The organism is Dactylosporangium sp. NPDC000244 (assembly GCF_040300725.1).
Taxonomy (GTDB): domain Bacteria; phylum Actinomycetota; class Actinomycetes; order Mycobacteriales; family Micromonosporaceae; genus Dactylosporangium.
The window spans coordinates 181,383-200,623 of sequence record NZ_JBEPEH010000021.1; the positions used below are offsets into that span (position 1 = coordinate 181,383).

Here is a 19,241-nt window from a genome sequence, read left to right on the forward strand (position 1 = left end):
GGGGGCTTCCTTGTCCCTGGCGGAGGGTGGGGGTAACGCCAGGAAACACGCCCCGGCCGAGGCATGTCAATGAATCGCTGTAACTTTTTTCGTGTCGCGGCGTAAGTGTTTATGAAACACGCGTCAGCGCCGGGCCCGTGGAGCCGCGGATGACCAGTTCGGTGGCCAGCTCGACGTGCAGGGCGTCCAGCTCGTGGCCGGTCAGCATGCGGCTGAGCAGCGACACCGCCATGCGGCCCATCTCGCCGAGGGGCTGGCGCACGGTCGTGAGCATCGGGTGGGTCGCGCGGCTGACGTCGATGTCGTCGAAGCCGGCGATCGAGAGCTCCTCCGGCACCCGCAGGCCCCGCTCGGCCGCGGCCTGCAGCGCGCCCACGGCCATCTTGTCGTTGAACGCGACCAGGGCCGTCGGCCGGTCGGGCCGGTCGAGCAGGTCGCCGGCGAGCGCGCGGCCGGCCTCCACGGTCGGGTCGGTCGAGGTGCGCAGCAGGTCGGCCTCCGGATACGCGCCGACGGCGACGAGCGGGGCGTGGTAGCCGGCCAGCCGGTCGCTCATCGCCATCCAGGTGAGCGGCCCGCCGAGGATCCCGACGCGGCGGTGGCCGAGCTCGACCAGGTGCGACATGAGCCGCCGGGCGCCGGCGAAGTTGGCCGCGGACACCGCGGCGACGTCGCGCGGCGGGGCGGTGCGCGGGTCGACCACGACGAACGGGAAGCCCTGGTCGCGCAGCCGCTCGAGGTCGCCCTCCGGCTCCGGCGGCAGGATCAGGATCGCCCCGGTGACCTGCGGCCAGCCGGTGAGCGTGGGCAGCACGTCGGTGCGCCGCCAGGCCGACTCCCCGGCGTCGACGACGGCGTGCATGCCGTGCACGTCGAGTGCCTCGGTGATGGCCGAGACGATCAGCCCGAAGTAGTCGGTGAGCAGGTAGGGGCAGCGCACGTAGACGCCGTTGTCGGCCTTGGGCACCCCGGCGCCGCGGCGGCGGGGCGCGCGCCTGCCGAGCCCGCCCATCGCCTGCAGGACCCGGTCGCGGGTGTCGGGGGCGACGTTGGCCCGGCCGTTGAGGACCCGCGAGATGGTCGCGATGGACAGACCGGTCTGCGCGGCCACGTCCCGGATGGTGACCCGCGACGGTTGTTCCTGCTCTGTTTCAGCGCCCTGTTTCATCGCCGATCAGCGTACCCGCGCGAGTCCGTTGAACCGATCCGCCCTTGTGGCAGTACATAAGGGTGTGACCACTTCGACCGCCGCACACGCCGAGGCCGTCCGGCGCTACTACGACCAGAACACGGCCGCGTTCGACCGGCTCGGACAGGGCGGCGCGTCGATCCACCGCGCGGTGTGGGCGCCGGGGGTGACCGGCCGGGCCGAGTCGTTCCACCACGTCGACGAGCTCATCCTGGCCGCGCTGCCCGAGGGCGTCGCCGAGCCGGCGGTCGTGGACCTCGGCTGCGGGCTGGGGGCGAGCCTGATGTACCTGGCCGGCCGCGCGCCGATCCGGGGCGAGGGGCTCACGATCAGCCCGAAGCAGGCCGAGGGGGCGACGCGGCTGCTGGCCGGGGCGGGGCTCGCCGGCCGGGTGCGGTGCCGCGAGGGGAACTATCTGGACGTACCGGATGATCTGCACGCCACCGCGGACGTCGTGTTCTCGATCGAGGCGTTCCTGCACAGCCCCGACGCGGCCGGCTACTTCCGCGAGGCCGCCCGGGTGCTGCGGCCGGGCGGGCGGCTGCTCGTGTGCGACGACTTCCTGTCGCCCGCCGCGCCCGCGGCCCCGCCCCGCGAGGCGAGGCGGCTGGCCGAGTTCCGCGACGGCTGGCGGGTCGGCTCGCTGCTGACCGTCGAGCAGGTCCGCGCCGCGGCCGCCGGGCACGGCCTGGAGCTGACCGGCGACGTGGACCTCACGCCCTACCTGGAGCTGCGCCGCCCGCGCGACCGGTTCATCGCCGCGCTCGTCGCCGCCGGTCGCCCGCTGCGGCTGTCGGGCGAATACTGGAAGATGCTCTCCGGCGGCGACGCGCTGCAGTGGTGCCTGCTCAACGGCCTGCTCAACTACCGCGTGCTGACCTTCACGCCCCGCGGCTGACGCTCATACGGCACGGCCGACGCCTCACGCCGCGAGGCCTACGGCTCACGCCGCGCGGCCTACGGCCAGGATCGTGTCCATCGCCTTGAGCCGCTCCGCGCCCCGGCCCAACAGGCCGTCGGGCACGATGAACTCGTCGAGGCCGCCGGCGCGGTATTCGGCGAGCGCGTCGGCCAGCGCGCCCGGGGAGCCGCCGATGACCGGGAAGTGCACCTCCGGCAGCGGCCCGTCGGCGACCACGAGCGCCTGGGCCGTGCGGGCGATCGCGCGCGGGTCGCGGCCCTGCTTCGCGCAGAACTCGTCGAGCACCGCGGACTTGTGCGCGATCACGTCGGGCCGGCCCCAGGTGTTCCAGATGTCGGCGTAGCGCGCGACGATCCCCAGCATCCGCCGCTCCCCGCCCCCGCCGACGAGGATCGGCAGCGGGTCCTGCACCGGCTTGGGATTGCACACGGCGTTGGTGAGCTGGTAATACTCGCCCGCGAACGTCGTGCTCGGCCGGCGCAGCAGCCCGTGCAGCACCTCGAGCGCCTCGACGAACCGGTCCAGGCGCTGCTTCACCGGCGGCAGCTCGATGCCGTACTGCTCGTGCTCGTTGACCTGCCACCCGGCCCCCACGCCGAGGGTGAACCGGCCGCCGGTCACGTGGTCGGCGGTCACGGCCATGTTGGCGAGGACGGCGGGGTGGCGGTACGTGTTGCCGTACACCAGCGTCCCGATCCGCACCCGCGGCACCGCGGCCCCCAGCGCGGCCGCGAGCGTCCCGCATTCGAGCGTCGGCCCGTCCGGGTCACGCCCCGGCCCGGCGTTGGGCATGAAGTGGTCGGCCACATACACGCCGTCCCACCCGGTCGCCTCGGCGTGCCTCGCCATGTCGAGGATGTCGTCGTACCGCTGTCCCGCTCCCGGCCAGATCGAAAGTCGCATGGTTCCTCTATACAACCTTTCACTCGGCGGTCGCTGTAGCGTGGGCCGGGCATGGTTCCCTCCTCCGGCCGGAGCAAACCCGATGACGACGCGCTCGCCCCGGATCCTCTCCATCTCGTGGGGCTCGATCACCGTGGACGGCCACGGCGAGTTCAAGGACGCCAAGCTCTGGCCCGGCGGCGCCCGCGCGTGGGACTGGGACGAGACCGGCACCCGCCACTCCCCCGGCACCCAGCCGGCGGACGTCGAGGAGCTCCTCGAGGCCGGCGCGACGGTGATCGTGCTGTCGCGCGGCATGGAGGAACGCCTCGGCGTCGCCCCGGCGACCCTGGCGCTGCTGGAGGAGCACGGCGTCGAGGTGCACGTCGCGGAGACCTCGGAGGCCGTCGCGCTCTACAACGAGCTCGTGGACACCGCCGCGGTGGCCGGCCTGTTCCACTCGACCTGCTGACGGCCCAGCCGCCGAGCGCCGGCGGGAGCGCGTGCAGGGCGGGGCCCGCGTTCACCGACCGGCAATCGGGCGCGCAGTCGCCGGACGCCTCGATGTCGGGCTCCGGGCCTAGCGTCCGGAACCATGGCAAACGTCGATCGTCGTACATTTCTGCAGATGGCGGCGGCCGCCGCGGTGCCGTTGCCGTTCGAGCAGGCACTGCGCATCCCGGCCCACGACCGCCACGGGTCCATCGAGGACGTTGAGCATGTCATTTTCCTGATGCAGGAGAACCGCTCGTTCGACCACTACCTCGGCACCATGCGGGGCGTGCGCGGGTTCGCCGACCCGCACCCGGCGCGGCACCCCGACGGGCGCAGCGTGTTCCACCAGCCGGACGGGGCCGGCGAGGTGCTGCCGTTCCGGCCCGAGGTGCGCGACATGGGCAAGACGTTCCTGCCCGACCCGCCGCACGGGTGGAACGACACCCACGGTGCCTGGAACCGGGGGAAGTACGACGGCTGGGTGCCGAACAAGGGCGTCACCACGATGACCCATCACACCCGCAAGGACCTGCCCTACCAGTACGCGCTCGCCGACGCGTTCACGGTGTGCGACAACTACCACTGCTCGCTGCTCGGGCCGACCGACCCCAACCGGTACCACATGTGGACGGGATGGGTCGGCAACGACGGGAAGGCCGGCGGCCCGGTGATCACCAACGCCGAGGCCGGCTACGACTGGTCGACCTACCCCGAGCGGCTCGAGCGGGCCGGGGTCTCCTGGAAGGTGTACCAGGACGTCGGGCTGGGCCTGACCGCCGAGGGCTTCTGGGGCTGGACGAGCGACCCGTTCATCGGCAACTACGGGGACAACTCGCTGCTGTACTTCCACCAGTACCAGAACGCCGCCCCGGGCAGCCCGCTGGCGAAGGCCAAGACCGGTACCGAGATCAACAAGCAGGGCCGCAGCCCCGACGCGCTGCTGGCCGACTTCCGCGCCGACGTCGCCGCCGGGAGGCTGCCGCAGGTCTCCTGGATCGTGGCGCCGGAGGCGTACACCGAGCACCCGAACTGGGAGCCGGACTACGGCACCTGGTACGTCTCCCAGGTCATCGACATCCTGGCCGCGCACCCCGAGGTGTGGTCGAAGATGGCCCTGTTCATCACGTACGACGAGGAGGGCGGCTTCTTCGACCACCTCGTCCCGCCGACCCCGCCCGCGACCCGGGCCGAGGGCCTGTCCACGGTCCCGGTGACGAACGAGATCTACCCCGGCTCGGCCGACCACCCGGCGGGCCCGTACGGGCTGGGCGTGCGGGTACCGATGATCATCGTGTCGCCGTGGACGCGGGGCGGCTGGGTCAACTCGGAGCTGTTCGACCACACGTCGCTCATCCGGTTCCTGGAGCGCCGCTTCGGCCACGGGCGGCCCGACCTCGTCGAGTCGAACATCACCCCGTGGCGCCGGGCCGTCACCGGCGACCTGACCTCCGCGTTCGACTTCAAGACCCCGAACGCGTCGCGCCGCGTGGACCTGCCCGGCACCGGCGACCTGAAGCCGGCGGACCTGACCCGCCGGCCCGACGAGGTGCCGGTCCCGCCGGTCGGCGGCCGGCTGCCGGCCCAGGAGCGCGGGGTGCGGCCCGCCCGCGCGCTGCCGTACGCGCTGCACGCCGACGGCCGCCCGTCCGCCGGAGCCTTCGCCGTGGACTTCCGCAACGCGGGCACCGCGACGGGCGTCTACCAGGTCCGCTCGACCGATCCGTCGATCGCGCCGCGGACGTACACCGTGGAGCCGGCCAAGCAGGTGACCGACGTGTGGCCCGCGGACCGGGGCTACGACCTGTCGGTCCACGGGCCGAACGGCTTCTTCCGCCGCTTCGCCGCCGGGCCGCGTCACCCGGGCGTGACGGCGCGCGTCCGCTACGACGAGCACGGCGTGGTGCTGGAGCTGGCGAACCGGAGCTCCTACCGTGCCGAGGTCGAGACGGCGGACCACTACACCGGCCGCCACGCCCGCGTGGCGCTGCGGGCGGGCGAGACCCGTTCGGTCGACTTCCGCCTCGCCCGCAGCCACGGCTGGTACGGCATCACGATCACGATCCCGGGTGACCCCGGGTTCGCGGTGGAGTATGCGGGCCACGTCGAGGACGGCGCGCCCTCGATCAGCGACCCTCTGATGGGCGGCCTGGTCTAGGCGAGCCCTAGACGAGGCCGGCGAACTCCTCCCACGCCCCGGCCTGCGTGCGGTTGGCGATCAACGGCGAGTTGCCACCGTTCTCCGCGGTGACGTACTTGCCGTTGGCGCCGGCCAGCAGCGCCCACTTGCCGCTCGCCGTCCGCACCGGCTTGAACTTCTCCCAGGCGCCGATGGTGGTGCGGTTGGCGATCAGGGCCGCGTTGCCGCCGTTCTCGGCGGTGACGAAGCGCCCGTTGGCCCGCGAGTACAGCGCGACCCAGCCGTCGCCGGCGTCGATCAGGTCGAACCTCTCCCACGGGCCGATCTGCAGGCGGTTGGCGATCAGCGGCTGGGCGCCGCCCGCGTCGGCCGTGACGTACCGCTGGTTCACCTGGGCCTGCAGCCAGAGGGACTGGTTGAGCGCCGCGGCGTCCACGTTGTAGGTGAACCAGAACTGCTCCCACGGGCCGATCTCGGCGCGGTCGGCGGCGAGCGGGGCGGTGCCGGCGTTGCTGGTGACGTACTTGCCGTTCAGCCTCGACAGCAGGCTGAGCGTGCCGTCGGCCCCGGTCACGAGCTGGAACCGGAACGCGGCGCCGATCCCCGCCTCGGCGCGGCCGAAGGCGATGAGCCGGTTGCCGACGGTCGGGTTCACCCCGAGCAGCAGCCCGTTGACCTTGGCTCGCAGGGCGACGTCGCCCCGGCCGGCGTCGATGAGTTCGAAGCCCTCCCACGCCCCGATCTCCGTGCGGTTGGCGACCGCGGGCGACGCGCCGGCCCCCTCCGCGCTCACGTACCGCAGGTTGCTGCGCGCCATCAGGCCCATCGACTTGACGAAGGGCGTCACCTGGATCGGCTGGGAGGCGGTGCCGGTGTGCCCGAGGACGTCGGTGGCCACGACGGTGATGGTGTAGTCGCCGCCGTGCGCGTAGGTGTGGAAGACCACCTGGTCCGGCCCGGTGACGACGGTGCCGTCGCCGAAGTCGAAGGAGTACGAGGCGATGCGGGCGAGGGTCATGTACCCGGTGCCCTGGACCCGGACCTGCCCGCCGAACCCGGCCGGGTCGCCGCGGGAGACGTCCAGCAGGGGCCGGGGCAGCGCCGGCTCGACGAGGCCGGTCGCGATGCCGAGCACGCCGCGGCCGAGGGTCGCCGCCGTCGACGCGGTGCCGGTGGCGGTGTCGATCGCGGTCACGGTGCCGGTGGTGTCGCCGGCGGTGACGTACGCCTTCGCCCCGTCGGGCGTGACGTCGACGCCGTAGGGGTGCGCGATCCCGGTGATCGTGGCCGAGACCGTGTTCGCGGCGGTGTCGAGCACCGACACCGAGCTCGTGCCCCAGTTCGTGACGTAGGCGCGCCGGCCGTCGGGCGTGAGGGCCACGTCGTAGGGTTTGGTGCCGACCGCGACCGTGGCGGTGACGGTGTTGGCGGCCGTGTCGATGACCGACACGGTGCCGGACGTCCAGCCGGTCACGTACGCCCGGGACCCGTCCGGCGTGACCGCGATGCTGTAGGGCCGCGCGACGGGGATGCGCCCGGTGACCGCGTTCGTGGCGGTGTCGACCACGACCACGGCGTCGGCGGTGGTGACGTACAGGTGCCGCTCGTCCGGCGCGACCGCGACGCCCTGCGGCGCGGCCCCGACGGTGACGGTCGCGGCGACCCTGTTGAGCTGGGCGTCGATCACGGACACCGTGTCGGCCCCGAACTCGGCGACGTAGACGCGGCGGATGCCGGGCGCGACGGCCACGCCGTGCGGCTGCGCGCCGACCGCGATGGTCCCCGAGGGCGAGCTGTCGGCGGTGCCGAACACGGTCACCTTGTTGCCGCCGGAGTCGGCGATGTAGCCACGGCTCCACTGCGGCACCAGCGCGATCTCCCCGGACCCGCCGCCGGCCGCGATGGTGTTGACGTCCCGGCCGGTGGCCTGGTCGAGCACGGTCGTGCTGCCGGGCGCGGTGCCCGCCACATAAATGATCATCCGGGGGGCCGCGGCGGCCGCGGCCGGGCTCGCGCCCGTCACCGCGACCGATGCCGCCGCCACCGTCATCGCTATCGCTATCGAACTGCTCAAGATTCGCGTTCGCACGGGGTGCAGTATGGCCGAACGCCGGGTTCCCCGCCGTCCCGTTATTTTCCATGGCTCGGGTCCGCGGTGGTCCGGACCGTCGCTCCCGCCAGGAATCCCGGCCTCCGCGGTGGCGAGCGCGAAAAAGCTACGCCGAGGCGCGGACGATCAGCTCGGGGTTGAAGATGACCGAGCGCGGCGTGCGCTGCGGCTCGCGGATGCGGGTCATCAGCAGCTGCGCCATCTCCCCGGCCATCTCCTCGACCGGCTGGCGGACGGTCGTGAGCGGCGGGTGGCACTCGAGCGCGGCGGTGCTGTCGTCGAACCCGATCACCGCGATGTCCTCCGGCACCCGCCGCCCGGCCTCCTGCAGCACCCGCAGGGCGCCGTCGGCCATGAGGTCGTTGGCGACGAAGACTCCGTCGACGTCGGGGTGCTCGGCGAGCAGGCGGGCCGCGGCGCGCTCGCCGCCGGAGCGGGTGAAGTCGCCCTCGATGTGCCGCGGCGTGAGGCCGTGGGCCTTGACGGCCTCCTCGAACGCGGCGAGGCGGTCCTGCGCGGCCGGCATGTCGAGCGGGCCGGTGACGGTGGCCAGGCAGCGGCGGCCGAGGCCGGCGAGGTGGTCGACGGCGAGCTGCACCCCGGCGCGCTGGTCGACGTCCACGTAACTGATGGTCACCGGGTGCCCCGGGCGGCACGAGAGCACGACGGGGATGCCGAGCTCGACCAGCTGGGCCGGGAGCGGGTCGTCGACGTGGCTGGAGATGAGCAGCGCCCCGTCGACGTGGCCCTGGCGGAGGTACCGCTGCAGATGCGGGCGCGCGGGCGGGTCGGCCAGGAAGATGACCAGGTGGATGCCCAGCGGCCGGAGCACCTCCTGGGCGCCGGCGGTCACGCGGCCCAGGAACGGGTCGGTGAACATGCGCGTCAGGAACGGGGTGGAGTACCCCCGGTTCTCCGGCTCCGACACGACCAGCGCGATCGAGTCCGTACGGCCGGTGACCAGCGATCGGGCGGCCAGGTTCGGCACGTACCCGGTCGCGGCGATGGCCCGCTCGACCGTGCGGCGCAGTTCCGGGTCGACGGTGGAGACACCGTTGATGACCCGGGACACCGTGGCGCGTGACACTCCGGCGTAGTTGGCGACCTGCTCGAGGGTGGGCGGTCGCGAGTCGCTGCCCGTCATGGTTGTCACGGTAGATCGTGCCCCGTCGCGATGAGGAGCCGCGGGTGGACGGACCCGTTCGTCACGTCCACCCGCGGCCGGCTTCTTACTTGTAGACGCGGACGTAGTCGACGTACATCCGCGACGGGAACGGCGTGCTGGCGTCGATCGGGCCGGGGAAGTCACCGCCCACGGCCAGGTTGAGGATCAGGTAGAACTGGTGGTCGTAGACCCACGGGCCCCGGGTCGACTCGACCGTGTCCTTGTTGGCGACGAGGATCACGGTGTTGTCGACGCGGAACGTCATGTGCTTGCTGTCCCACTCGACCGAGTACACGTGGTAGTCCAGCGACAGGTCCACGGTGGTGAGCTTCTGGCCGTAGCCGCCGCCACCGTTGTACGCCGGCGCGTGCAGCGTCGAGTACACGTCCGTGGTGCTCTTGCCGAGGATCTCCATGATGTCGATCTCGCCGTTGTACGGCCACGGGCGGCCCTGCAGGAAGTCGGCGCCCATCATCCAGAACGCGGGCCAGAGGCCGTTGCCCTTCGGCACCTTGATCCGGGCCTCGACGCGGCCGTACTGCGTGGTGAAGCTGGTGCTGGTGTTGATGCGGCCGGAGGTGTAGTCACGCCCGCCCGCGGTCTCCTTGCGGGCCTCGATGACCAGCGAGCCACCCTGGATGCTGGTGTTGCTCAGGTTGGAGTAGTACTGGATCTCGCCGTTCTGGCCGGTGCCCGGGTCGACGTGCCACTTGGTCGTGTCGACGTTGGTGCCGGTGTTGAACTCGTCGCTCCAGACCAGGTTGGTGGCCGGGAAGATCGGGTCCGCGGGCGGGGCCGGGGGCTGGGTCGGGGCGCCGCCGGTGCCGTACACCTTGAACTCCCACAGCGAGTAGCCGTAGCCGTTGGAGCGCTGGGTGCCGTACATCCGCACGTAGCGGCCGTTGCCGTTGACGGTCAGGGTCTCCTTGAAGCCCTTGCCCGTCGTGGTCGAGTAGATGTTCGTCCAGTTGGCGGCGTCGTTGGAGGTCTGGATCTGGTACGACACCGCGTAGGCCGGGTCCCACTGCAGGACGACCTGGGTGATGTGGGCCTGCGCGCCGAGGTCGACGTAGATCCAGCCCGGGTCGACCCAGCCGTTGTCGGGGCTGGTGGCCCAGCGGCTCGCCGGGTCGTTGTCGAAGGCCTTGTCCGGCGTGCACGGGTTGCAGTTGCTGTCGTTCTGCGAGGTCGACGCGACGGCCGGCTTCTTGTAGGACAGCAGCACCGCGTTGCCCGGGTTGGTGCTGGGCGTCGGGCTCGGCGAGCTCGGGGTGTCGTTGGTGGTCGACACGGTGCCGCCGACGCGGATCTGGAACTCCCACAGCGAGTAGCCGTACTGCGTGGCCCGCGCGGTGCCGTTCATCCGCACGTAGCGGCCGCTGCCGGTGACGTTGAGGTTCTGCACCCCGCCGGTACCGGTCGTGGTCGTGTAGATGGTCGTCCAGGTGGTGCCGTTGGTCGACGTCTGGATCTGGAACGCCGTCGCGTAGGCGGTCTCCCAGTTCAGCGTGACGCCGCAGACCGACTGCACCGAGCCGAGGTCGACCTGCAGCCACTGCGGGTCGCTGGCGGCGCTGGACCAGCGGGTGCCGTTGTTGCCGTCCACGGCGGACGAGGCCGGGGTGCCCGCGTTCTCGGTCGAGGACGCGGTGGCCGTCTTGCCCTGCGCGGCGTTGGCGGCGCCGCAGCTGCCGGGCGTGCTCGGCGAGCCGCCGAAGACCTGGAACTCCCAGAGCGAGATGCCGTACTGGGTGCTCTTGGCGGTCGCGTTGAGCCGGACGTAGCGGCCGCTGCCGGTCACGCTCAGGCTGACGGCGCTGCCGCCGGCGCCCGTGGTGGTCGAGTAGATGTTCGTCCAGGTGGCGGCGTCGTTGGAGGTCTGGATGGTGAAGGCCGTGGCGTACGCGGCCTCCCAGTTCAGCCCGATCCGGGTGATCGACTGCTGGGAGCCGAGGTCGACCTGCAACCACTGCGGCACCGAGAAGGCGCTCGACCAGCGCGTGCCGGCGTCGCCGTCGGTCGCGCTCGAGGCGGGGGTGGCCGCACTCTCGGCCGAGGAGGCGGTCGTCGGCTTGCCCTGCGACAACAGGGTCTCGGCGGCGTTGGCGCGGGTGACGACGACGGTGATGTACGCCGTGAGCATGGCGAACACCGCGAGCGCGATGATGCCGTAGCGCATGGTGCGCCTACTCGGGCGGTTGTGGTCTGTGAACCTTACGGATCGATGGCCGGGGGCGGAGACCGACCAGTCCATGGGTGACTCCTTCGTGGCGGGGGTGTTACGGCGGAGTTGAGAGAGCGCTCTCTCAGGAAGCCACAATGACCCCTCGCTGAAACCCTGTCAATGGCTCACCCGGAATCGGAGAGCGCTCTCCAAGCCAGGTCAAGGGCTGTGGGCTGCGGTTGTACGACCAGGGAGCGCTCTCTGACGGAGGTGTCCGCCTAGACCTCGGAGCGGCTCCACTCGTGGCGCAGCAGGGCCGCCGCCCCGAACACGTCGGCCCGCTCGGCCAGCTCCCCCGCGACGACGGCGGCCGCCATCGCCGGGCTGGCATGCCGCTCGATGGTCTCGGCCACCCCGTGCACGATGTGCGCCCCGGCGGCCCCGACGGACCCGTCCACGACCACGATCTCCGGGTCGAGCAGCGTGCACAGGTCGGCCAGCGGCCGCCCGGCCAGCCGCCCGACGTCCGCGAGCAGCCGCTGCAGCCCGATGTCCCCGGCGGCGGCGAGGCGCAGCACGCTCGCGAAGGTCAGCCGCTCGTCATAGGCGGGCTGCGCGAGCTCCAGCAGCTCGGTCGAGATCGCGTGCAGCAGGCAGCCCCGGCCCCCGCACGAGCAGACCGGCCCGTCGGCGCGGACCTGCACGTGCGCCAGCTCGCCGGCGAACCCGCCGCGGCCCCGGATCAGCCGGCCCCCGAGGATGAGCCCGGCCCCGACGGCCCGCTCCCCCAGCTTGAGCAGCACGACGTCGCTGCGCCCGCGCCCCGCCCCGAACCGCCACTCGCCCAGCGCCGCGAGGTTGGCGTCGTTCTCCACGAGCGCCTCGACCCCGGTCCGGGCCCGGACCGCCGCCGCCAGCGCGCCGTCGAGCCAGACCGGCACGAACTCCCACCGCCGCCCGGCCCCGCCGCTGCCCCGGCCCCCGGGCGGCGGCACCGGCGAGCCGACCCCGACGACGACCGCGACGAGCCCCGTGACAAGCCCTGCCCCGGCCCGGGCCGCGGCCGACTCGATCAGCCCGGCGAACACCTCGACGGCCGTCGCCTGGCCGGCGGTCGGCTCCAGCACGCCCTCGGCGGCCCCGAGCACCTCCCCCCGCAGCGTCGCCACGCTGACCCGCACCCGGCCGGAGGCGACGGTGACCACGCCGACGGCGGCCCCGGCCCCGGCGAGCGCCACGACCCGGGCCGGCCGCCCGGCCGCCCGCGGGCCCGGGGCGGCCGGGCGCTCCACCACGATCCCGAGCTCGACGAGCCCGGCGACGACCCCGGCGACGGTCCCCTTGGGCAGCCCGAGCGCCTCGCCCAGCTCGGCCCGGCTACATTCGCCGGCCTGCCCGAGATACGCGACCACCCGCCGCTGCACCGCCCGCATCACGGCTCCCTCGATTCGATCGGATACGACAAAAACGAACGGCCGATACTGCACCCGGTCCGGCCGTTCATAGCGTATGGCACATGACCGCGACGCTCAATTCGATCGGTTCCGAGCAAACGTCCGGTAACCGGCTAGTGCGCGCGTTCGAGTCGCTGCGGGACCGCCGGTACCGCGCCTGGTTCCTGAGCCAGATCTTCTCGTCGTCCGGCTCGATGACCTCCGCCGTGGCCCAGTCCTGGCTGGTCCTGCAGATCAGCGGCAGCGCCGTCGACATCGCCCTCATCACCGCCCTGATGTTCCTGCCGACCCTCTTCGGCGGCGCCTGGGCCGGCGCCCTGGCCGACCGCATCGACGTCCGCCGGCTCCTGCTCGCCACCAACGTCGCCTTCGCCGCGCTGGCCGCCGCCCAGGCCGTCCTCATCGCCACCGGCGGCATCCGCCTGTGGATGCTGTTCGCCTTCAGCGCCCTCAACGGCGTGGTGTTCGCGCTGGACCAGCCGGCCCGCCAGGTCTACGTCTTCGAGCTCGTCGGCCCCGCGAGGATCACCAGCGCCGTGGGCCTGTACGAGGTCGTCCTGAACGCATCGCGGGCCCTGGGCCCGGCGGCGGGCGGCGTCCTGCTGGCGACGGCCGGCGTCGCGGCGTGCCTGCTCTTCAACGCCCTGACCTACGTGCCGGTCGCCGTCCTGCTGGTCCGCTTCCGCGTGCACCCGGCCCGCCGAGAGCCCGCCCGCGCGGCGCCCCCGGGCCACCGGACCCGCGCCGGCCTGGCCGCCGTCCGGCGCGATCCCGCGATCCTGGCCTGCGTCGTCCTGGCCGCCGTCAGCGGCATGGTGTTCAACCTCGGCGTCACGACCCCGCTGTTCGCCACGAGCGTCCTGCACCTGGGCGGAGGCGGCTACGGCGCGCTCACGGCCTGTTTCGGCCTCGGCGCCCTCCCGGGCGCCTTCATGGCCGCGAGCACCCACGGCACCCCGTCGCCCCGGGTCGTGCGCCTCCTGGCCCTCGCCACCGCGCTGGCCGTCCTCGCCACCAGCCTGACCCCCGTCCCCGCGGGTGCCTTTGCCGGCATGGCCATCGTCGGCTTCTGCTCGATCTGGCTCGTCGCGACCGCGAACACGCTCGTGCAGCTCGCGGCCGCCCCGGGGCTGCGCGGCCTCGTCATGGGCATCTGGGCCATGGCGCTGCCCGGCGCCAACCCGCTCACCGGGCTCGCCGCCGGGGCCGTCGCCCAGCTCTCGCCCCGGGCCGGCCTCGGCCTCGGCGGCGCGCTGATGCTCGTCGTGGCCGCGGCCACCTGGTCCTCCCTGCGCCCCCGGAACTGAGGCCGGTCGAACTGAGGCCGGTCTACAGGCCGCCGGGCACCAGCCGCAGCCCCGGTTGCGGCGCGGTCACGAGCCGGTCCACAGCCGCCTCCGTGGCCGGGTCGGCGGGCAGGTAGACGAGCAGCCGCTGGTCGTCGTCGGCCGGCAGGTCGAGGGTCTCGAAGGCCAGCCGCAGCGGCCCGGCCGACGGGTGGGCCAGGCGCAGGATGCCGGAGGCGCGCGGCAGGCCCGGGATCGCGCCCACCCGCGTGGTGAACGCGTCGCCCGCGACGACGGTCAGCTCGTCGGCCAGCGCGGCCACCGCCGGGTCGGCGCGGAACGGGCCGTGCTTGAGCGCCGCCACCTGCTCGTCGGCGACGTGCTCCCAGTCGGGGAAGGCGGCCCGGGCGCGCGGGTCGGTCAGCACGAAGCGGGTCAGGTTCGGCGGCGCCGCGTCGAGCAGCCCCAGCGGGCGGGCCAGCAGCTCGAAGGCGGCCGTGCGGGCCACGAGGTCGCCGAGCCGGTTGAGGATCGCGGCGGGGGCGGGGTCGAGCCGGTCCAGCAGCGCCCGCACCGCCGGCCGGACGGTCACCGGCGGCGTGGCCCGGGGCCCGCGGCACGTGAACCCGGGGTCCGCGGCTTTGGTCAGCCGATGCAGGTGGACCCGCTCGGACGGCGTCAGCCGCAGCGCCTCCGCGAGCGCCGAGAGCACCGGCGGCGACGGGTGGCGGTCGCGGCCCTGCTCCAGCCGCGTGACGTATTCGGCGCTGACCCCGGCCAGCGCCGCGAGCTCGGAGCGGCGCAGGCCCGGCGTGCGGCGGCGGGGACCGGTGGGCAGCCCCACGTCGGCGGGCTTGACCGCGGCCCGGCGCGTGCGCAGGAACAGCCCGAGTTCGCTCACGCCGCCGACAGTACCGCCGCGAAGGCCCCGGATCGTGGCCCTTCCGCTACCACCGTTAATGGTGCCGACCTCGGGCGAGGTCCGCATCGACGGGCTCAGCCCGCGCAAGGACCGCATCGCGGTGTCGCACCGCATCGGCGTGCTCTTCGGCCAGCGGACCCAGCTGTGGTGGGACCTGCCGGTGTCGGAGTCGCTCGCCGTGCTGCGCGACATCTACGGGATCGACCACGGCACGTACCGCCGCCGCCTCGCCCGCTTCGACGAGGTGCTCGACCTCGGCGAGGTGCTGCCCGTGCTCGGGCGCAAGCTCTCACTCGGCCAGCGGATGCGCGCCGACCTCGCCGCCGCGCTGCTGCACGCGCCGCCGGTGGTGTACCTCGACGAGCCCACCATCGGCCTCGACCTCGCCGTGAAGGACCGCGTCCGCGAGTTCTTCCGCACCGTCCGCGACGCCGGCACCACGGTGATGCTCACCAGCCACGACCTCGGCGACATCGAGGGCTTCTGCCGCCGCCTGGTCATCATCGACTCGGGCCGGATCATCTTCGACGGCGACCTCGAGGCGGTGAAGGACGCCTTCGCGCGCGAGCGGATCCTCAATGTGGAGGCCGATTCGGCGGTACCACTGGAAACCCTGCGAACCGCCCTCCCCGGCGCGACCGTGGAGCCGGGCGAGACGCCGGTGCAGTTCTCGGTCCGCTTCGACCGGTTCGCGATGACCGCGGGCCAGGCGCAGCTACCTGCTCGTCGCCTTCGCGTCCGGCGCGCTGGTCGGCACCTTCGTCGACTTCCGCATGTCGCACCGCATCCAGTCCGGGCTCGTCGCGCTCGACCTGGTCAAGCCGGTGGACTACCAGCGCGCGCGGCTGTGGGAGACGCTCGGCGGCGTGTGGATCGAGGTCGCCGTGGTCGCCCTGGTGACCACGGTGTCCATTGTGGTCAGTGGTCCGCCGGACCTGCCGCCCGGCCCCGAGCTGGCCCTGTTCGCCCTCAGCATGGTGCTGCTGGTGCCGCTGAAGTTCATCGTCGTGTACGTCTCGACGCTCGCCTGCTTCTGGACGCAGAACTTCGTCGGCGTGCTGTGGGCCCGCCAGGCGATCACGGGGCTGCTCTCAGGCGCCCTCGTCCCGCTGGCGTACTTCCCGGGCTGGCTGGCCACCGCGGCGCAGTGGTCACCGTTCGCCGGCCTCACGTCCACGCCCGCGCTCATCTTCGTCGGCCAGGCCTCGGGCCGCCACGCCCTGCTCCTGGTGGCGGTGCAGCTCGGCTGGCTGGTACGGCCTGTCCAACATCGTCACCGGCGCCCTCATGCTCGGCTCCGCACTGGCACATGTGGACGTGGAGTGGTCGGCCGCCCGCGTGCTGCTCGGCCTGGTCGTCCTGCTCTCCGCGATCGCCGTCAAGGTGGCGATCAACCTGGCCACGAACGCGGCCTCGTTCTGGATGCAGAGCCCGAGCCCGCTCTTCGCCATGGCCGTGCACCAGGCCGGCGACCTGGCCCGGTTCCCGCTGAGCGTGTACCCGTGGGCGCTCAAGGCCGCGCTGGGCTTCGCGCTGCCCTTCGCGTTCGTGAGCTTCTTCCCGGTCAGCTACCTGCTCGGCCACGGCCACGCGTGGGTCGGCCTGCTGACCCCCTTGGTCGCCGCGTACTGCCTGGCCGTCGCGGGCTGGATCTTCGCGCGGGGCCTGCGCCGCTACGGGAGCGCGGGCAACTGACCCGCAGCCCCCGGACAGACGTGCCGTTCGCACACATCAGGACACAGAACGGTCGGCCACCTCGCTGATCGCCCTAACGGCCGCGCGGTCCGGCGGGAAGTCATGGAAGTTGATTGTTCACTGGCGGAATGTTTGACAAGTCAGCTATGTTGTAGCGCGCAGAGGCCGGGGAGCCGCCCGGGTCCGCAGTGAAGGTGGCGTTCGAAATGCAGTTCGGTGTGTTCACCGTCGGTGACGTGACGCAGGACCCCACGACGGGGCGGGTGCCGACCGACGCCGAGCGGGTCAAGGCGATGACGACGATCGCGCTCAAGGCCGAAGAGGTCGGGCTCGACGTGTTCGCGATGGGCGAGCACCACAACCCGCCGTTCGTGCCGAGCTCGCCGACCACCATGCTCGGGTGGATCGCGGCGAAGACCGAGCGCCTCCTGCTGTCCACCGCGACCACGCTCATCACGACCAACGACCCGGTGAAGATCGCCGAGGACTACGCGATGCTGCAGCATCTCGCCGACGGGCGCGTGGACCTCATGATGGGCCGCGGCAACACCGGGCCGGTGTACCCGTGGTTCGGCCAGGACATCCGCAAGGGCGTCGACCTCGCGTTCGAGAACTACGCGCTCCTGCGCCGGCTGTGGCGCGAGGACGTCGTGGACTGGCAGGGCGAGTTCCGCACGCCGTTGCAGGGGTTCACGGCCACGCCGCGGCCGCTGGACGGGGTGCCGCCGTTCGTCTGGCACGGCTCGATCCGCACGCCGGAGATCGCGCAGCAGGCCGCGTACTACGGTGACGGCTTCTTCGCCAACCACATCTTCTGGCCGAAGGAGCACACGCAGCAAATGGTCGAGCTCTACCGCAAGCTCTTCGAGCACTTCGGCCACGGCTCCGCCGACCAGGCCATCGTCGGCCTCGGCGGGCAGGTGTTCATGCGCAAGAACTCCCAGGACGCCAAGAACGAGTTCCGGCCCTACTTCGACAACGCCCCCGTCTACGGGCACGGCCCGTCGCTGGAGGACTTCTCGGCGCAGACCCCGCTGACGGTCGGCAGCCCGCAGGAGGTCATCGACCGCACGCTGGGCTTCCGCGAGTACGTCGGCGACTACCAGCGCCAGCTGTTCCTGCTCGACCACGCGGGCCTGCCGCTGAAGACGGTGCTGGAGCAGCTGGACATCCTCGGCGAGGAGGTCGTGCCCGTGCTGCGCAAGGAGTTCGCGATCGGCCGCCCCGCGCACGTGCCGGACGCGCCCACCCACGAGTCCCTGAAGGCCGCCGCGCAGAAGGTGGACGCCTAGCCATGACCACTCGCTCGATCGTCGCGATCAGCGCCGGGCTCGGCCAGCCGTCGTCCACCCGGCTGCTGGCCGACCGGCTCACCACCGCCGTGGCCGACGGGCTGGACGACGCCGCGGTGCGCACGTTCGAGCTGCGCGCCGTGGCCCACGACATCACCGACCACCTGCTCACCGGGTTCCCGTCGCCGGCGCTCAAGGAGGTCATCGACGCCGTCGCGGGGGCCGACGGGCTCGTGGCGGTGACGCCGATCTTCAACGCGTCGTACAGCGGGCTGTTCAAGTCGTTCTTCGACGTGCTCGACGACGACGTGCTGCGCGGCAAGCCGGTCCTGCTCGGCGCGACCGGCGGCACCGCGCGGCACTCGCTCGCGCTGGAGCACGCGCTGCGGCCGATGTTCGCCTACCTGCACGCGGTCGTCGCGCCCACCGCGGTGTTCGCGGCGACCGAGGACTGGGCGACCGGCGGGCGGGACACGCTGCACGAGCGCGTCCGGCGCGCCGGGGCCGACCTGGCCGCGCTGGTGGCGGCCCGCGCGCCGATCGCCGAGGCGCCCGAGCCGCTCGGGCCGCAGCTCACGACGTCGTTCGACGACTTTCTCCGTCGCACTTCATGATCCATACCGGGAGCTCGTCGACGTGCAGCGACTCGACGACGCCGAAGCCGGCCGAGCGGTACACCTCGACGTTGCCCGGATTCGAGGTCTCCAGGTAGGCCGGCAGCCCGTCGGCGGCCGCGCGCGCGAGCCCGGCGGCCATCGCGGCGCGGCCGAGCCGGCGACCGCGGTGCTCGGGGTGCGATGCGAGCACCCCGAGGTACCAATGCGGCGTCTGTGGCATTTTGGTGTGCACGATGGACTGGTAGCGCCCGAAGCGCCCGGCCTGGGGCGGGTGCTCGACGCCGGGGCCGGCCGGGGACCTCGGCGGGTCCCACATCGCGACCGCCGCGCCGCCGTCGGCGACCCACACCGTGCCGTGCCCGACGCGCAGGTCGAACAGCGAGCCCGCCATCGCGGCCGCCTCGGCGGGGTAGGTGGCGTCGTCGGGCAGGAACCAGCGCAGGGCCGGGTCCGCGGCGAACGCGGCCACGAAGGTGGCCACGACCGCTTCCCGGTCGGCGGCGGTGGCGACGGTCACGCGGGGATCGCTCATGGGTCGGGTCACTTTCGCCAGGTACGCGTCGATGGCGTCACGGTTGCGGCTCAGGCAGGCGATCCGGGCGTCCATGCGGTCCCGCTCGTGGCGCAGCAGGTCGACCACCTCGGGCCCGGCATCGGACATCGTAATGTCGCAGGGGTTGTCCAGACACGGCAGCACGTTCTTGATCAGGCGCGTGGGCAGCCCGGACTCGAGCAGGCCGCGGATCTGCTGCACCCGGTCCACGAGGTGCTCGCCGTAGTCGCGGTAGCCGTTCGCGCGGCGCTCGGGCGCGAGCAGGCCCTGCTCCTCGTAGTAGCGCAGCAGCCGGGCGGGCGTCCCGGTGCGCGCGGAAAGTTCGCCGATGCGCATTGACCTTCACACTAGTGTGAGG

General features: G+C 72.7%; 16 protein-coding genes and 2 pseudogenes. 9 read left to right on the top strand and 9 right to left on the bottom strand.

Going from position 1 to position 19,241, the window contains the following annotated elements:
• Nucleotides 1-109: 109 nt before the first annotated feature.
• Nucleotides 110-1,168: a LacI family DNA-binding transcriptional regulator gene (locus ABT369_RS29185; protein WP_350616698.1), complete on the bottom strand. Its 1,059-nt coding sequence runs from the start codon at nt 1,166-1,168 to the stop codon at nt 110-112.
• 64 nt (nt 1,169-1,232) lie between these two features.
• Here ABT369_RS29185 and ABT369_RS29190 point away from each other — a divergent pair, with 64 nt between their 5' ends.
• Nucleotides 1,233-2,087, top strand: coding sequence for an SAM-dependent methyltransferase (locus ABT369_RS29190; RefSeq protein ID WP_350616699.1), 855 nt, complete (start codon nt 1,233-1,235; stop codon nt 2,085-2,087).
• A gap of 45 nt (nt 2,088-2,132) precedes the next feature.
• Here the strand turns inward: ABT369_RS29190 and ABT369_RS29195 are convergent, their stop codons facing one another.
• Nucleotides 2,133-3,014, bottom strand: coding sequence for a TIGR03560 family F420-dependent LLM class oxidoreductase (locus ABT369_RS29195; protein WP_350616700.1), 882 nt, complete (start codon nt 3,012-3,014; stop codon nt 2,133-2,135).
• 82 nt (nt 3,015-3,096) lie between these two features.
• Between ABT369_RS29195 and ABT369_RS29200 the strand changes: the two genes are divergently transcribed.
• Nucleotides 3,097-3,465, top strand: a complete 369-nt coding sequence (locus ABT369_RS29200) for an Mth938-like domain-containing protein (protein ID WP_350616701.1) — start codon at nt 3,097-3,099, stop codon at nt 3,463-3,465.
• Between the two features lie 123 nt (nt 3,466-3,588).
• Complete coding sequence (locus tag ABT369_RS29205; RefSeq protein ID WP_350616703.1) at nt 3,589-5,643, top strand: phosphocholine-specific phospholipase C; 2,055 nt, start codon at nt 3,589-3,591, stop codon at nt 5,641-5,643.
• 7 nt (nt 5,644-5,650) lie between these two features.
• On the opposite strand, the gene ABT369_RS29210 is transcribed toward ABT369_RS29205, so the two are convergent.
• From ABT369_RS29210 to ABT369_RS29225, 4 genes are all read right to left on the bottom strand, one after another.
• The gene (locus ABT369_RS29210) at nt 5,651-7,675 is read right to left on the bottom strand and encodes a YVTN family beta-propeller repeat protein (RefSeq protein WP_350616705.1); all 2,025 of its coding nucleotides are present in this window, start codon (nt 7,673-7,675) and stop codon (nt 5,651-5,653) included.
• Between the two features lie 166 nt (nt 7,676-7,841).
• Nucleotides 7,842-8,879 carry a LacI family DNA-binding transcriptional regulator gene (locus tag ABT369_RS29215; RefSeq protein WP_350616707.1) on the bottom strand — a complete coding sequence of 346 codons (1,038 nt, stop codon included), beginning with the start codon at nt 8,877-8,879 and terminating at the stop codon, nt 7,842-7,844.
• An 85-nt stretch (nt 8,880-8,964) separates the two neighbouring features.
• Entirely contained in the window at nt 8,965-11,079 is a 2,115-nt protein-coding gene (locus tag ABT369_RS29220; RefSeq protein WP_350616709.1) for a discoidin domain-containing protein, read from the bottom strand.
• Nucleotides 11,080-11,342: 263 nt separating this feature from the next.
• Entirely contained in the window at nt 11,343-12,497 is a 1,155-nt protein-coding gene (locus ABT369_RS29225; RefSeq protein WP_350616710.1) for an ROK family transcriptional regulator, read from the bottom strand.
• 83 nt (nt 12,498-12,580) lie between these two features.
• On the opposite strand from ABT369_RS29225, the gene ABT369_RS29230 reads away from it, so the two are divergent.
• Nucleotides 12,581-13,825 carry an MFS transporter gene (locus tag ABT369_RS29230; protein ID WP_350616712.1) on the top strand — a complete coding sequence of 415 codons (1,245 nt, stop codon included), beginning with the start codon at nt 12,581-12,583 and terminating at the stop codon, nt 13,823-13,825.
• Nucleotides 13,826-13,847: 22 nt separating this feature from the next.
• On the opposite strand, the gene ABT369_RS29235 is transcribed toward ABT369_RS29230, so the two are convergent.
• Complete coding sequence (locus ABT369_RS29235) at nt 13,848-14,705, bottom strand: helix-turn-helix domain-containing protein (protein ID WP_350616713.1); 858 nt, start codon at nt 14,703-14,705, stop codon at nt 13,848-13,850.
• A gap of 58 nt (nt 14,706-14,763) precedes the next feature.
• Here ABT369_RS29235 and ABT369_RS29240 point away from each other — a divergent pair.
• Nucleotides 14,764-15,036: pseudogene (locus tag ABT369_RS29240) on the top strand (sugar ABC transporter ATP-binding protein); the annotation flags it as partial.
• Here the strand turns inward: ABT369_RS29240 and ABT369_RS58025 are convergent.
• Nucleotides 15,016-15,186 carry a hypothetical protein gene (locus tag ABT369_RS58025; protein WP_502891839.1) on the bottom strand — a complete coding sequence of 57 codons (171 nt, stop codon included), beginning with the start codon at nt 15,184-15,186 and terminating at the stop codon, nt 15,016-15,018. The pseudogene ABT369_RS29240 and the gene ABT369_RS58025 sit on opposite strands and share 21 nt — an antisense overlap.
• 313 nt (nt 15,187-15,499) lie before the next feature.
• Between ABT369_RS58025 and ABT369_RS29245 the strand changes: the two are divergent.
• The 4 genes and pseudogenes from ABT369_RS29245 to ABT369_RS29260 all read left to right on the top strand — a co-directional run.
• Nucleotides 15,500-15,901, top strand: a pseudogene (locus tag ABT369_RS29245) (ABC transporter permease); the annotation flags it as partial.
• 94 nt (nt 15,902-15,995) lie between these two features.
• Nucleotides 15,996-16,421 carry an ABC-2 family transporter protein gene (locus tag ABT369_RS29250; RefSeq protein WP_350616755.1) on the top strand — a complete coding sequence of 142 codons (426 nt, stop codon included), beginning with the start codon at nt 15,996-15,998 and terminating at the stop codon, nt 16,419-16,421.
• Between the two features lie 206 nt (nt 16,422-16,627).
• Nucleotides 16,628-17,713 (top strand): LLM class flavin-dependent oxidoreductase, encoded by a 1,086-nt coding sequence (locus ABT369_RS29255; RefSeq protein WP_350616715.1) that lies wholly within the window; start codon nt 16,628-16,630, stop codon nt 17,711-17,713.
• A 2-nt stretch (nt 17,714-17,715) separates the two neighbouring features.
• The gene (locus ABT369_RS29260) at nt 17,716-18,327 is read left to right on the top strand and encodes an FMN reductase (RefSeq protein WP_350616717.1); all 612 of its coding nucleotides are present in this window, start codon (nt 17,716-17,718) and stop codon (nt 18,325-18,327) included.
• On the opposite strand, the gene ABT369_RS29265 is transcribed toward ABT369_RS29260, so the two are convergent.
• Nucleotides 18,287-19,219, bottom strand: a complete 933-nt coding sequence (locus tag ABT369_RS29265; RefSeq protein ID WP_350616719.1) for a MerR family transcriptional regulator — start codon at nt 19,217-19,219, stop codon at nt 18,287-18,289. The genes ABT369_RS29260 and ABT369_RS29265 overlap by 41 nt on opposite strands.
• Nucleotides 19,220-19,241 lie beyond the last annotated feature (22 nt).